Annotated in this window: 15 protein-coding genes; 9 read left to right on the forward strand and 6 right to left on the reverse strand. The window is 70.4% G+C overall.

The genetic code is table 11. The annotated features are described in order from the left end of the window. Positions 1-7 precede the first annotated feature (7 nt). On the reverse strand, positions 8-634 hold the full coding sequence (gene deoC, locus LBW94_RS41465) for a deoxyribose-phosphate aldolase (RefSeq protein WP_225057037.1): 627 nt from the start codon (positions 632-634) through the stop codon (positions 8-10). A gap of 184 nt (positions 635-818) precedes the next feature. On the opposite strand from deoC, the gene LBW94_RS41470 reads away from it, so the two are divergent. Next, positions 819-1,355, forward strand: a complete 537-nt coding sequence (locus tag LBW94_RS41470; RefSeq protein WP_225057036.1) for a GNAT family N-acetyltransferase — start codon at positions 819-821, stop codon at positions 1,353-1,355. Between the two features lie 25 nt (positions 1,356-1,380). After that, complete coding sequence (gene purU / locus LBW94_RS41475) at positions 1,381-2,271, forward strand: formyltetrahydrofolate deformylase (protein ID WP_225056811.1); 891 nt, start codon at positions 1,381-1,383, stop codon at positions 2,269-2,271. 158 nt (positions 2,272-2,429) lie between these two features. Here purU and LBW94_RS41480 read toward each other — a convergent pair whose 3' ends face one another. From LBW94_RS41480 to LBW94_RS41500, 5 genes are all read right to left on the reverse strand, one after another. Beyond that, entirely contained in the window at positions 2,430-3,248 is an 819-nt protein-coding gene (locus tag LBW94_RS41480; protein ID WP_225056809.1) for an alpha/beta fold hydrolase, read from the reverse strand. A 349-nt stretch (positions 3,249-3,597) separates the two neighbouring features. Further along, positions 3,598-3,891, reverse strand: a complete 294-nt coding sequence (locus tag LBW94_RS41485; RefSeq protein ID WP_225056808.1) for a DUF2516 family protein — start codon at positions 3,889-3,891, stop codon at positions 3,598-3,600. Between the two features lie 89 nt (positions 3,892-3,980). Then, a complete protein-coding gene (locus LBW94_RS41490; RefSeq protein WP_225056806.1) occupies positions 3,981-4,745 on the reverse strand; it encodes a heparin-binding hemagglutinin in 765 nt (254 codons plus the stop codon). Further along, positions 4,742-5,218: a helix-turn-helix domain-containing protein gene (locus LBW94_RS41495; protein ID WP_225056804.1), complete on the reverse strand. Its 477-nt coding sequence runs from the start codon at positions 5,216-5,218 to the stop codon at positions 4,742-4,744. Before LBW94_RS41495 ends, LBW94_RS41490 begins: the two co-directional genes overlap by 4 nt. 89 nt (positions 5,219-5,307) lie before the next feature. After that, positions 5,308-6,522, reverse strand: coding sequence for a DUF445 domain-containing protein (locus LBW94_RS41500; RefSeq protein ID WP_225057035.1), 1,215 nt, complete (start codon positions 6,520-6,522; stop codon positions 5,308-5,310). 443 nt (positions 6,523-6,965) lie between these two features. Between LBW94_RS41500 and LBW94_RS41505 the strand changes: the two genes are divergently transcribed. The 7 genes from LBW94_RS41505 (at position 6,966) to LBW94_RS41535 (ending at position 13,419) form a co-directional block, all read left to right on the forward strand. Then, complete coding sequence (locus LBW94_RS41505; RefSeq protein WP_225056802.1) at positions 6,966-7,667, forward strand: TetR/AcrR family transcriptional regulator; 702 nt, start codon at positions 6,966-6,968, stop codon at positions 7,665-7,667. 121 nt (positions 7,668-7,788) lie between these two features. Beyond that, complete coding sequence (locus tag LBW94_RS41510; protein WP_225056801.1) at positions 7,789-9,201, forward strand: ABC1 kinase family protein; 1,413 nt, start codon at positions 7,789-7,791, stop codon at positions 9,199-9,201. 76 nt (positions 9,202-9,277) lie between these two features. After that, positions 9,278-10,519 carry a saccharopine dehydrogenase family protein gene (locus LBW94_RS41515; RefSeq protein ID WP_225056799.1) on the forward strand — a complete coding sequence of 414 codons (1,242 nt, stop codon included), beginning with the start codon at positions 9,278-9,280 and terminating at the stop codon, positions 10,517-10,519. Between the two features lie 112 nt (positions 10,520-10,631). Further along, positions 10,632-11,027, forward strand: coding sequence for a hypothetical protein (locus LBW94_RS41520; RefSeq protein WP_225056797.1), 396 nt, complete (start codon positions 10,632-10,634; stop codon positions 11,025-11,027). Between the two features lie 60 nt (positions 11,028-11,087). After that, on the forward strand, positions 11,088-11,678 hold the full coding sequence (locus tag LBW94_RS41525; RefSeq protein WP_225056796.1) for a hypothetical protein: 591 nt from the start codon (positions 11,088-11,090) through the stop codon (positions 11,676-11,678). Then, positions 11,675-12,400, forward strand: a complete 726-nt coding sequence (locus LBW94_RS41530) for an ESX secretion-associated protein EspG (RefSeq protein ID WP_225056794.1) — start codon at positions 11,675-11,677, stop codon at positions 12,398-12,400. The genes LBW94_RS41525 and LBW94_RS41530 overlap by 4 nt, the downstream gene beginning before the upstream one ends. A 155-nt stretch (positions 12,401-12,555) precedes the next feature. After that, positions 12,556-13,419, forward strand: a complete 864-nt coding sequence (locus LBW94_RS41535) for a PPK2 family polyphosphate kinase (RefSeq protein ID WP_225056792.1) — start codon at positions 12,556-12,558, stop codon at positions 13,417-13,419. Positions 13,420-13,544: the final 125 nt, after the last annotated feature.

Below are 13,544 nucleotides of genomic sequence, written 5' to 3' on the forward strand. Positions count from 1 at the left end.
GCGGTGCCTACTCGGGGAATCCGGCCAGCACCTCGCGGGAACGGGACAGGCCGAGCCGGGTGGCGCCCGCGGCGATCAGCGCGGCGGCCGCCGCGGCGGTCCGGATGCCGCCGCTGGCCTTGACCCCCAGCCGCCCGCCGACGGTCTCGGCCATCAACCGCACCGCGGCCACCGAGGCGCCGCCCGCGGGATGGAAACCGGTGGAGGTCTTCACGAAATCGGCGCCCGCGCGCTCGGCGGCGCGGCACACCGCGACGATCGCCGCATCCGGCAGCGCCGCCGCCTCGATGATCACCTTGAGCAGCGCCCGGTCCCCGATCGCCTCGCGGACGGTGAGGATCTCGGCCAGCACCGCGTCGTAGTCGCCGGCCACGGCGGCACCGACGTCGATGACCATGTCGACCTCGTCGGCGCCCTGTTCCACCGCCAGCCGCGCCTCGGAACCCTTCACCAGCGCATGGTGTTTACCGGACGGGAAACCGGCGACGGTCGCGACCACCAGGCCCGGAGCCCGCACGGGCAGCATCGACGGTGACAGGCAGACCGCGAGGACGCCGAGCTCACCGGCCTCCGCCACGGTGGCCGCCACCGCGTCCGCGGTGGCCTCCGGGGCGAGCAGGGTGTGGTCGATCATGGCCGCCACCTCGCGCCGGGTGGGGCCGAGGGGAGAATCCGCCGCCACCGGCGCGCTGTCTGCCACGAGTGTGCAGTCTGGCACACCGTGGCGGCGTTGCGGGTCGCCGGTACCGGCGCGCACACTCGAAGCAACAAGCTCACTCGGGCCCGACGGGACGTCCCGGGCGGAAGGAGAGGTGACCGTGCTGATCCGGCGCGAGCAGGCCGGCGACATCCTCTCCATCGATGCGGTGCATCGCGGGGCCTTCGCACAGGCGCACCCCGGTCACGGCGCGGCGGCGGCGGCCGCCGACCCCGCGGAGGTGGATCTGGTCCACCGGCTGCGCAGCGATCACGGCTGGATCCCGACGTTATCGCTGGTCGCCGAGGTGCAGGAGCGTGTGGTCGGGCACGTCTGCCTCACCCGGGCCACGGTGGGCCGGTTCCCGGTGCTCGCGCTGGGCCCGGTCGGCGTGCTGCCGCCACGGCAGGGTGAAGGGATCGGTTCCGCACTGCTGCACGCCGCCCTCGGCGCCGCCGACGCCCTGGACGAACCGCTGGTGGGCCTGCTGGGCAGCCTGGAGTACTACCCGCGTTTCGGTTTCGTCCCGGGCGCACGGCTGGGCATCGTGCCCGACGAGCCGACCTGGGCCGACCATTTCCAGGTGCGCCCGCTGACCGCGTACGAGGCGGCGATGACCGGCGAGTTCCGCTACGCCGAACCCTTCTCTCGGCTGTAGTGCGCCATCCTGCGAGGATGGAGCCATGAGCTCCACCCCCGCGCCCTCCGACGACCAGCGTTACGTGCTGACCCTCGGCTGTCCGGACCGGCCGGGCATCATCGCCCGGATCACCTCGTTCATCGCCGAGTTCGGCGGGTCGATCGTGGAGGCCGGATATCACTCCGATCGCGAGTCCGGCTGGTTCTTCACCCGGCAGGCGATCCTGGCGGCGACGGTGCCGTTCGGACTGACCGAGCTGCGGCAGCGGTTCGCGGCGGTGGCCGCGCAGCTGGGTCCGGAGACGGATTGGCAGGTGCTGGATTCCGCGCAGCGGCGCCGGGCGGTCCTACTGGTCAGCAAAGACGGCCACTGCCTGCACGACCTGCTGGGCCGGGCGGCCAGCGGTGAGCTGCCCGCCACCATCGAGGCGGTCGTGGGCAATCATCCGGATCTGGCGGAGATGACCCGCGCCCACGGCGTGAAGTTCCACCACGTACCGTTCCCGCGCGATCCGGCCGAGCGCGGCCCGGCGTTCGACCGGGTCCGGACCCTGGTCGACGGGTACGAGCCGGATGCGGTGGTGCTGGCGCGATTCATGCAGGTGCTACCGGCGGAACTGTGCGAGCACTGGGCGGGCCGCGCGCTCAACATCCACCACAGCTTCCTGCCGTCGTTCGTCGGCGCCCGCCCCTATCACCAGGCGTTCGCCCGCGGTGTGAAGCTGATCGGCGCGACCTGCCACTACGTGACGCCGGAGCTGGACGCCGGTCCGATCATCGAACAGGACGTCATCCGCATCGACCACGCCGACACCGCCCGCGACATGGTCCGCCAGGGCCGCGACATCGAACGGGTGGTACTGGCCCGCGGCCTGCGCTGGCACCTGGAGGGCCGGGTGCTGGTGCACGGCCGCCGCACGGTCGTCTTCAGCTGACCCGCTCTCCACACGCCCTTGCCGATTCGACGACTCCACTTGCCACGCACCATGATTCGCACCCAGGGCAGGTGCCCGCACCTCATTCCGCGCCAGATGGGTGCGGGGACCTGCGCCGGGTGCGAATCCGGCGGTCGGCACGCGTCGACGCGCCTCCGTCAGGCGCTGGCCTCGGCGCTGCGATGGGCCGCGATCAGCACCCGTTCCAGTTCGGCGTTGAACTCCGGATACGCCTCGACATTGCCGAGATGACCGGTCGGCAGCACCCGCAGGGTATCGAGAGATCCTGCGCGCGTGAGCATTTCGGCGATCCGGCGGGAATGCACGGGCGGCGTCAGGTCGTCGTGGTCACCGGCGATCACGGTGGTGGGCACGGTGAGGCGCTCGGCGGCATCGCCGAGGGCCAGATCGGCGAGCAGCAGGCCGAAGGCCGCGCGCACCGCCGCCGGGCAGGAGCGCACGATCGACAGCGCGAATTCGGCGATGTCGCCGGTGGCGGCCAGGCTCATCACCTGCCGCCGGAACACCCAGCGCACCGGCGCGATCGGCGGGAAGACCAGTTGCCCGGCCAGACCCCAGCGGCCCAGCCCGTGCGGCAGCCGCAGCCGCCCGCGGTTGAAGAACGGCAGCACGGTGGTCTCGGCGATCAGATTGCCCGGGGCGGTGTTGGTCAGCACCACCGCGGCGGCCCGCTCGGTCACCTGTTCGGGATGACGGGCGGCCCATGCCTGAATGGTCATGCCGCCCAGGCTGTGTCCCACCAGCACCGCGCGCTGCCCGGGCCGCAGCACCGCGGCCAGCACGGCCGCCAGGTCGTCGGCCAGCAGTTCACAGCTCGGCGCGCTCGGTCCGAGTTCGCTCGCGCCGTGACCGCGCAGATCGTAGGCGACCACGCGGTAATCCGCGGCGAAGGCGTTGATCTGCGGATTCCAGTATTCGAGGCAACAGGTCCAGCCGTGCACCAAGCACCACGACATCGCCGTCGGCGGGCCCGTAGGCGTGCACCCGCAACCGGGCGCCGTCGGCGGTGGTCACCGGAATCGCCACGGAGGGCACGGCCGGCGGATCGAAAGCGGCGGTGGCATAGCGACGAGTGCGCAGACTCGTGCGATGAGCCCGCAGCAGATGACGGATCCGATCCTGGACCGGAGAAAGCACCGCCGGCATCCGAACACTCCCTTGTGCACCGAAACTGTGTGTTACCTACTACAACAGTAACCTATCGACACAGTAACTTGCCGGGAGTCGGGTAACCAGCCCGAACGTGACATCAGTGAACCCGCACAAACGATCAGCGGCGGGCTCGAGGAAATACGACAGTCCCCTTTACCAGCGCGGGCCGCGCTGCACCTCGTCGACCTTGGGCCGCACATCGGCGAGATAGACACCGGTGGCCACCACGGCGGCCAGGCCGAGCAGCCCGACCGCGGTCTCCGCCAGCACCAGCAGGGCCAGCGCCACCACGAGGATCGTCACCCAGATGGGCTTGGTCAGCTTGTCGACCGCGGGGAACGCGTCGGAACGCTGCCGGACGGCGTGGATCAGCGCGAAGATCGTCGCCCCCACAGCGGCGAGCCAGATCAGGGTGAGAACGCCATGAGTCAGGGACACGGAATCCATGATAGGAGCTATCCGGAGAACTCCGGAGAACACAGCCGCCTCCGCGAATCGAGAGCTGCGGAGGCGGCTGGGCGGACCGAGGTGCGGAATTACTGCTCGGCAGCGGGCTTCTTGGGCGCGGCCTTCTTCGCCGGCGCCTTCTTGGCGGTCGCCTGTTCGGCGGCGGCCTGTTCGGCGGCGACCTCCTCGGCCAGGACCTGCTCGGCGGCGGCCTGCTCGGCGAGCATCTCGGTCTCGATGCTCACGTCGACCACCTCGGCGTCGACGATCGTGGGCGCCTCCGCCTCGGACCCGGCCGGGGCGGCCTTACCGCCCAGCAGCCCGCCGACCTGCCCGGACACCTTGCCGAGCACGCCCTCGGCCCGGCTGACGACATCGTTGTAGACGCCCTCGACCCGGCCGATGCGCTCCTCGACGCCCGGGGTGGACCGCAGCCGGCCCACGGTGACCTCGCCGCGCTCGGCCAGCTCCGAGTAGAAGCCCAGGAACTGGTGGTAGTACTGGTCGACCAGCTTGCGCAGCTCGTCCGGGCCGAACCGGTCGCCGAGTTCGGCAGTCAGCTTGCTGCGGGACTCGGCCGAGCTCAGCTTGTCGCGCAGGTCGGCGATCTCCTCCGGCAGGTCCGAGGACAGCTCGGTCAGCCGCTGCCGCAGCGACTCGAACTGCTCCTGGACATCGGCCGGCAGTGTGGACAGCCGTTCGCGGGCTTCTTCGACCCGGCCGCCGACATCGGTGCCGGTGGCCCGCTCGCGGACCTTGTCGACGACCTCGGTGACGGCCGTGTACAGCGCGTCACCGGCGCCGACGGTCGCGTAGATCGATTTGGTGACGGTGGGGGTAGTGGTCTCGGTCATGATGTTTCGTTCTCCTGGCGGGTGGGGCCAGGGCTCTCGACGGCGGCGTCGCCGCCGGAGTTCTCCCGGCGGAACGATTCGTAGATGTCCAGCAGGACCTGTTTCTGCCGCTCGGTGATCCCGGTATCGGCCAGCAGGGCGTCCCGGACCGGGCCGTGCGACCTCTGCTCGAGGAAGCCCGCCCGCATGTACAAGACCTCCGAGGACACCCGCAGACCCTTCGCGATCTGCGCGAGCACCTCGGCGGACGGGTTGCGCAAGCCGCGCTCGATCTGACTGAGATACGGATTGCTCACCCCCGCCAGCTGCGCGAGCTGCCGCAGCGAGACTTGCGCGGCCTCCCGCTGCGACCGGATGAAGCTCCCGATGTCGTGTGCCGCGTTGGCTACGCGGCCCACCCGATCACCGGCGAGTGCGGACTGCTCCGCGAATTCCCCGGTGGCCTGCCCGGAAACCTCGGGCTCCTGTGCCATGACTCACCTTCCGGCGGTTGTGCCGCCGAGTCTAGAACAGGGTGCTAACTCTTGCAAGCACCCCAGCTAGCACCCGTGAAGGTGTGCGATCAGACCGCGAAGACCAGGTGGGAGAGGGTGTAGATGACCAGACCGGCCAGCGAACCCACCACCGTGCCGTTGATCCGGATGAACTGGAGATCGCGGCCGGCCTGCAATTCGATCTTGCTGCTGGCCTCGTCGGCGTCCCAGCGGGCGACCGTATCGCTGATCAGCGTGGCGATCTCGGCGCCGTAGGTGACCACCAGATAGCGCACCCCGCGTTCCACCCAGGCGTCCACCCGATCACGCAGTTCCGGATCGTCGGCCAGCCGGTCGCCGAGTTGCTGCACGTTCTCGGTGACCTTGCGGCGCAGCGTGCTCGACGGATCCTCGGCGGATTCCAGGATCATCCGCTTGGCCGCCCGCCAGGTGGCGCGGGCCATACCGGTGATCTCCTCGCGGCCCATGATCTCGGCCTTGACCCGCTCGGCCTTCTTGATCATCGCCGGATCGAATTGCAGATCGTGCGCGAACTCCTCGAGGAAACGATTCACCGCGGAACGCAATTCGTGATCCGGTTGCGAACGGACCTTCCAGGTGAATTCCACCAATTCCCGGTAGATCCGCTCCGAGAGCAGCACGTTGACGAATTTCGGCGCCCAGCTCGGGGCGTCCCGCATCACGATCCGGTCGACGGTCTCCTGGCTGCTCAGCGCCCACTGGTGGGCGCGCTCGGCCAGCAGGTCCAGCAGCGCCGCCTGCCGGTTGTCGGCGAGTAGTTCCGCGAGCACCCGGCCGATCGGCGGCCCCCACTCCGGTTCCGCGATGCGCTTGACGATGGTCTGGTCGATGACCTGCTCGACGTCCTCGTCGCGCAGCGCGCCGACGACCGCGCGCAGAATCGTGGACGACTCCTCGGACACCCGCGCGGCATGCTGCGGATCGGCCATCCAGCGGCCCAGCCGCAGCGAGATCTGCGCGGAATTCACCTTCTCGGCGACGGTGTCCGGCGACAGGAAATTCGACCGCACGAAATCCCCGAGCCCCGCGCCGAGCTGATCCTTCTTCTTGCGGATGATCGCGGTGTGCGGAATGGGCAGTCCGAGCGGATGCCGGAACAGCGCCGTCACCGCGAACCAGTCGGCCAGCGCGCCGACCATGCCCGCCTCCGACGCCGCCCGCACATACCCGACCCAAGCCCCGCCGCCGTGCGCGCTCGACCAGCTGCACACCAGATAGATCACGGTCGCGGCGACCAGGAATCCGGTCGCGACCATCTTCATCCGCCGCAGGTCGTGCCGCTTACCGGCCTCGTCGAGCAGGCCGGCGAAGGAGTCCGGCGGCGGGGACGATCGGCGCGGCGGCCCGCCGGTCCCCGCGGATCGTGGCGGCCCGGCGTCGGCGCCGGGCTCCACCAGGGCGGGGCTGCTACCGGCTGAGTGCTCCATGGTTCCATTCTGATCGGTGACGGCGGCGGGCCGCCTGAAGTGCACGGCGGCGGGCCGCCCGAACGACACGGCGGCGAGCCGCCCGAACTACACGGCGGCGGATGGTCTGCGCGCGCCGGGCCGTCCGAACCGTAACCGTGGCGGGTGCGCGCGCCGGGCCACACGAGCGGGAAGACGGACGGGGGCGCAGGCGAGGACTTAAGCTGGGTATGCCCCGGGAGCACCGACCCTCCCACCGACCATAGGAGCCTGTCCTGTCCACCGAAGAACTCGTCGACGTGACGCGCACCCCGCCGGCGCGCGGCGGCCGGGTGGACGGCCGCAAGCGACGCTGGCACCAGCACAAGATCGACCGCCGCGAGGAACTGGTCGACGGCACGCTGGCGGCCATCCGCAAGCGTGGCGGCGAACTCGGCATGGACGAGATCGCCGCGGAGATCGGCGTCTCCAAAACGGTGCTGTACCGGTACTTCTCCGACAAGAACGATCTCACCCGCGCCACCATGGAGCGGTTCATCGAGACCACCCTGATGCCGCGGATCTACGAGGCCATCAGCGACGACCAGGACGACTACGCGCTGGTCCGCAACACCCTGGCAGCCTACGTGCACACCGTCGACGCCGATCCGGACGTGTACCGCTTCATCATGGGCAACACCTCCAGCACCGACAAGACCACGCTGGCCGACTTCGAGCGGCTGTTCGCCGATGTGGTCGCGGCGGTGCTCCAGGACAAGGCGTTCGACCGGGGCGTCTCGACCGAGGGCGTGATGCTCTGGGCGCACGTGCTGGTCGGCGGCGTCCAGTTGGCGGTGGACTGGTGGATCACCAACCGCACCATGACGAAGGACGCGATGCTGGACCACCTCACCATGATGGCGTGGAGCGCCATCGAGGGCATGGTCCGCGCGGGCGGCTCCCCGGAGCGCTTCAACGCGGTCCCGCACCGGCTGCCCGGCCCCGACGAACAGCTGCCCTGATCCCTCCCCGCTTCCCGCACCCCTTGCCGTATTCCGGGGCTGTCCACGGCGCCACCGATCTCGTTACCCTGATGGTCGGTGGAGCTGCCGGATCGCGGCCCATGACGCGGGGAGGCCGACGGTGAAGGACGCGGGGAAGCGGGCCGACGCGGTACCGACCTCCCGGCTGGCGCGTGGCACGAAGCTCGGAGTCGTGGTCGCGGGCAACGTGATTCGCTCGCAGCGCGCCAAGCGCTCGATGCGCGGCCGGTCCGAGGAGGTGCGGGCGCGCATGGCCGAGGAGTCGATGCTGCGCTCGACCGAGCAGATGGTGCTGGTGCTGGGCACCATGAAGGGCGTCGCCATGAAGCTCGGGCAGATGCTGTCCGTGCTGGATCTGGATCTGGTGCCGCCGGAACACCGCGAGCGATTCCAGCGCCGGCTGGCGGTGCTGCGCGACAGCGCGCCGAAGGTCTCCTTCGACACCATGTGCGCGGTGATCGAGGAGGATGCCGGCCGCCCGCTCGCGGAGCTGTTCGCCGAGTTCGAGCCGGAGCCGATCGCCGCCGCCTCCATCGGCCAGGTCTATCGGGCCCGGCTGCACGACGGCCGCGCGGTCGCGGTGAAGGTGCAGTACCCGGGCATCGATCTGGCGGTGCGCGCGGATCTGCGGAACCTGACCATGTTCCGGCGCGTCCTGCACTCGGCGATGCCCTGGATCACCCCGGCGGTACTCGACGAGCTGCGGCTGAATCTGGAGAGCGAACTCGACTACGTCACCGAGGCGCACACCCAGGCCGAGATCGCCGCCCTCTACGCCGACCATCCGTTCGTCGTGGTGCCCCGCGCGATGCCGGAGCTGTCCACGGCCCGGGTGCTGGTCAGCGAATACTTCCCCGGCCACGGTTTCGCGGAGATCCAGCAGTTGCCCGCCGCCGAGCGCAACCGGGTCGGCGAGATCATCTACCGGTTCTACGTCGGCTCGCTGTTCACCTTCTTCGAATTCTGCGGCGACCCGCACCCGGGCAACCTGCTGCTCGGTGAGGACGGCCGGGTGGCCTTCCTCGACTTCGGGCTGTTCAATCGGATGAATCCGCGCGATGTCGGCTACGAGGCCGAGGGCATCCGCGCCGCCGCTGAGGACCGCGCCGAGGATCTGCGCCGGCTGCTGATCGACCGCGGTGTCATCGAGACGCCGGAGGAGGTCACCGGAGAGCAGGCGCTGGAATACGTGCTGTCGGCCTCCAAGTGGGCGGCCGTGGACGAGGAGTTCACCATCACCCCGGAGCTGGCCAGCGGCGCCTTCCTGCTGGCGGTGGATCCCCGGGCCGGTGAGTACTCCGGCATGAAACTGACGAACCTACCCCCGGAGCACCTGTTCTCGCGCCGCGCGGACTTCCTCACCTTCGGGGTGCTCGGCCAGCTGGGCGCCACCGCCAACTGGCATCGCATCGCGCGCGAGTGGCTCTACAACGAGCCCCCGGTCACCGAGTTGGGCAAGGCCCACCACGCCTGGCTGGCGCAGCGAGCCGCACGACCCGAATCGCGCCGATAGCCGATACGGTAGGTACCGGACAACGACGACCCGGGAATCCGCTCGCGGGTCGCGACGGCGACCGGATGGGAATTTCATGACGGACCGGGAATTCGACCTCGTGCTGTTCGGCGCGACGGGATTCGTCGGCGCGCTGACCGCCGCCTATCTGGCCGGGGCAGCGCCGGCCGGGGCGCGCATCGCGCTGGCGGGCCGGTCGGTGGACAAGCTGACCCGGGTGCGCGCCGGCCTGGGCGCGGCCGCCGCGGATTGGCCGCTGATACAGGCGGATTCGACCGATCAGGACAGCCTGGACGCCCTCGCCGCCCGCACCCGGGTGGTGGTCAGCACGGTCGGGCCCTATCTGCGCTACGGACTGCCGCTGGTGCGGGCGTGCGCCCGCGCGGGCACCCACTACGCCGACCTCACCGGCGAGCCGCTGTTCGTCCGCGACTGCATCGACCAGTGTCAGGAACAGGCCGTGACCACCGGCGCGCGGATCGTGAATTCCTGTGGCTACGACTCGATTCCGTCGGATCTGAGCGTGTACCAGCTGTACCGGCGCACCGTCGCCGACAACACCGGCGAGCTCACCGACACCACCCTGGTGGCCAAGCTGAAGGGCGGAATGAGCGGCGGCACCATCGATTCCGCGCGCGCGATGATGGAGGCGGTGGCCGCCGACCCGAGCAAGGCCCGGGTGCTGTCACATCCGTACTCGCTGTCGCCGGATCCGGCGCTGGACCCGGATGTCGGCCGGCAGACCGATCAGGCGCTGCAACGGGCGTCCACCATCGACCCGAGTCTGGACGGCTGGGTGTCGACCTTCGTGATGGCCGCGCACAACACCAAGATCGTGCGGCGCAGCAACGGCCTGCTGGGCTGGGTGTACGGCAAGAACTTCCGCTACCGCGAGGTGATGAGCGCCGGCCGCTCCCGCACCGCGCCGCTGGTGGCCGCGGGCATGGCGGGCGGCATCGTCGCCGCTACCGCCGCGGGCGCGGTGCTGTCCCGGGTGTCCGCCGGGCGCAAACTGCTGGATCGGGTGCTGCCCGCGCCGGGCACCGGCCCCGGCGAGAAGGCCCGGCGCACCGGCTGGTTCACCATGCAGACCTTCGCGCACACCACCTCCGGCGCCAAGTACGTGGCCACCTTCGCAGGCACCGGCGATCCGGGTTATCAGGCGACGTCGGTGCTGCTCGGCGAGGCCGGGCTGTGCCTGGCCTACGACGACCTGCCGCCGCAGACCGGCATCCTGACCCCGGCGGCGGCGATGGGCGACGCGCTCACCGAGCGGCTGCGCGCGGCCGGGATGACGATCGAGGTGGACCGGACCTGAATCGGGCGGTCTCCCAGCGGTTTCGCGGCCGTCCGGGTACCACGGGGGTTCCCCGAACCGCCGGGCTGCGGTAGGGTGCCGGACCATCGGCGGTCGGGAAGGGGACCACGCGGTGGCAATTCCGGAGATCGGCCAGCAAGCGGCGCGCGAACTGTATTCCGCGACACAGGAATCCAATGGCGAGGCGGTCCTCGAGATCGCCCCGGACGTGGCCCGGGACCTGGCCACGGCCTGCTCCCGCCTCGTCGACGAGCTGCGGGCGGCCCGCCTCGAAGGCCAGACCGACACCTTCGGACCGGGTTTCGGCGCCCTGCCCTCGGGCCGGGCGCTGGCCCGCGGTTTCTCCGGCAAGGCAAGCGAATTCGCCGCCACCCTGACCGCCTTCCAGGAGGCCGCGCTGCTGCTGGAGGCCGCATTCCTGGCCGCGGGCAAGCAGTTCGCGGAAGCGGATGCCGCCAACCACGCCGCGCTGCGGCTGGTGGCCGGCGACGACGAATCGCGCCGCTGACCACCGCCGTCCGGCAGCGCGAAGCACACCGACATTCACCGGCAGACAAGGACATCGGCGATGCGTCCGGACGGACCAGCGGAGAACACGGACGCCCCGTACGTCCCCGACCGAGAGATATTCGGCGGCTACAGCCACCAGGAGATCTGGGATCTGGTGCACGAGCGGCTCGACCCCGGTGCGATCGGCCAGGTCGCCGAGGTGTGGCGGCGGCGCGGTGAACTGATCGACGAGGCGTTCCACACCTTCGCGGCCGCCACCGACGCCGGGCTGACCCGCTGGTCGGGCCGCACCCGCGCGGCCGCGCTGGAGGCCACCCGGCAGTTGCTGAGCCACGGCCTCGCCGCGGCCGACGCCTGCGCCGCGCTGCACCGCCTGCTCGCGGCGGATTCCGAATCGGCACAAACGATCCGGGACGCGATCGCCCCGCCGCCACCACCCTATCTGCCGCTGGACGATCCGGCCGCGGAGGCCGTGCACGGCGCCCGCCGCCGCGCCGAATACGACCTGCGCGCCGCGACGACGCTGGCCGACGTCCGCGACGTCATGACCTACCGCTACAACCCGACCCTGCCCGCCTCCGGCGACAGCGTGCCCCGCTTCGCCCCGCTGCCCCCCGATTCCGGTACCGGTGGAGGGCACGGCCGGTGAGATGGACGCTGACCCCGGACGAGTTCACCCACGTCTGGTCCTCCGAGACCGGCATGGATCGTCGCCCGTATCCCGTCAACGTGGTCCCCGCGGCCACCGTGCGCACCGAATCCGAGTATGCGGCACTGGGTTTGCGCTCCCGCTATGCCCGCAACACCGATCCGGACCTGACCGCGGCGCTGATGCTGTGCGCGCGCGCCGACGCCACCACCATCACCGTCGCGGGGGAACGCTCCGGTGATCCGGAACGCATCCTGGCCTTCGCCGCGGTGGTGCACAATCACGCCGGCATCCTGGTGGCCGGCGACAACGCCGTCACGGTCTCGGTCTGCCACGCTCGCGCGGTGGGCGAGCGTCTGGTCGCGGTGATCGGGTCGGCGCCGGCCGGCCTGCACGGCCCCCTGCGCGAACCGCAGGAGGCGGTGCTCGGCGCCGACGGGGTCGCCCACGACGGCAGCCCCGACCAGCGCAATGCCGCCCGCTTCCGCCGTAAGCTGCGTTCCCCCGTCGACGCTCGCGGCTTCCTCACCGTCACCATCGCCCCCGACGATCCGATGTCACCGCCGACCCGGCACCGCACCTGGCTCGACTTCACCGACGACGGGCGGTATCTGCTCACCACCGCCGCGGATCTGACGCTGACCCCGGTCTCGGACAACGACTTCGCCGAACAGTTGCTGCGACTGGCCGGAATCGAGTCGCCGACCCAGCCCCACCCCTGAACCGCGCACGTCGAAACGCCGACACCGGTGTCGCCGGGCGGATATAGTCACAGTTGCTTCGCCTCCCAGCTCAGTGGGAGACTCGCCCCCGGCCTCGAATCCCCTTCGGGCCGGGGGCGGTTTGCGTTCGGCCACCCGCCGTTCATACTGCCCCCATGGCAAAAACCAATTGGTCCGTTCCGGTGACCGAGGCGCTGCGGGCCGAGGGCGTCCGGGTCGCCGAGTTCGACACCAGCGCCACGCCGGGTTTCCGCGCCGACAAGAAGCTGGGCGCGAAACAGACCGGGGAACTGCTGATCGAACAGCGCCGCGCGGTGCTCGCCGATCTCCAGGAGAAGTTGTACGCCAACGGCCGCAGCGGCGATTCGCGCAGCGTGCTGCTGGTGTTGCAGGGGATGGACACCTCCGGCAAGGGCGGCATCGTGCGGCACGTGATCGGTTCGGTGGACCCGCAGGGTGTCGACCATGCCGCCTTCGGCGTGCCCACCGCCGAGGAACGCCGCCACCACTACCTCTGGCGGGTCCGCCGGAAACTGCCGGCCGCCGGGCAACTCGGCGTGTTCGACCGCTCGCACTACGAGGACGTGCTGGTCGTCCGGGTGCGCGAGATGGTGCCGCCGGAGGTCTGGGGCAAGCGCTTCGCCGAGATCAACGCCTTCGAGCGCAAGGTCGCCGAGAGCGGCACCACCATTGTGAAGGTCGCGCTGCTGATCTCCCTCGAGGAGCAGCGCAAACGCCTGGCCCGGCGGCTGAGCCGCCCCGACAAGTACTGGAAGTTCAGCTCGAGCGATCTGGACGACCGCGCCCTGCTGCCTGCCTATCAGCAGGCCTACCAGGATATTTTCGATCTCACCCATACCGAGTACGCGCCCTGGTATGCGGTGCCCGCCGACAACAAGTGGTATGCCCGCCTGGCGGTGACCGAACTGCTCGTCGACGCCCTTCGGTCGCTGGAACTGGACTGGCCTCCAGCCCACTTCGACGTCGCCGAGCAGCGCGCCCGGCTGCGAACCTGCTGAGTTCCGCCGCGGCCCGTTCCCGCCGATCCCGAGCCCGGCGCCACCACCGCGCATCCCCGCCGTCGTGTCTGTTCTGCGTGTTCTCTCAGGTTGAACCACCATGATGTGCCCCGGGCGCGTCCACG

Source organism: Nocardia sp. alder85J, assembly GCF_020176955.2.
In the GTDB taxonomy this organism is placed as follows: domain Bacteria; phylum Actinomycetota; class Actinomycetes; order Mycobacteriales; family Mycobacteriaceae; genus Nocardia.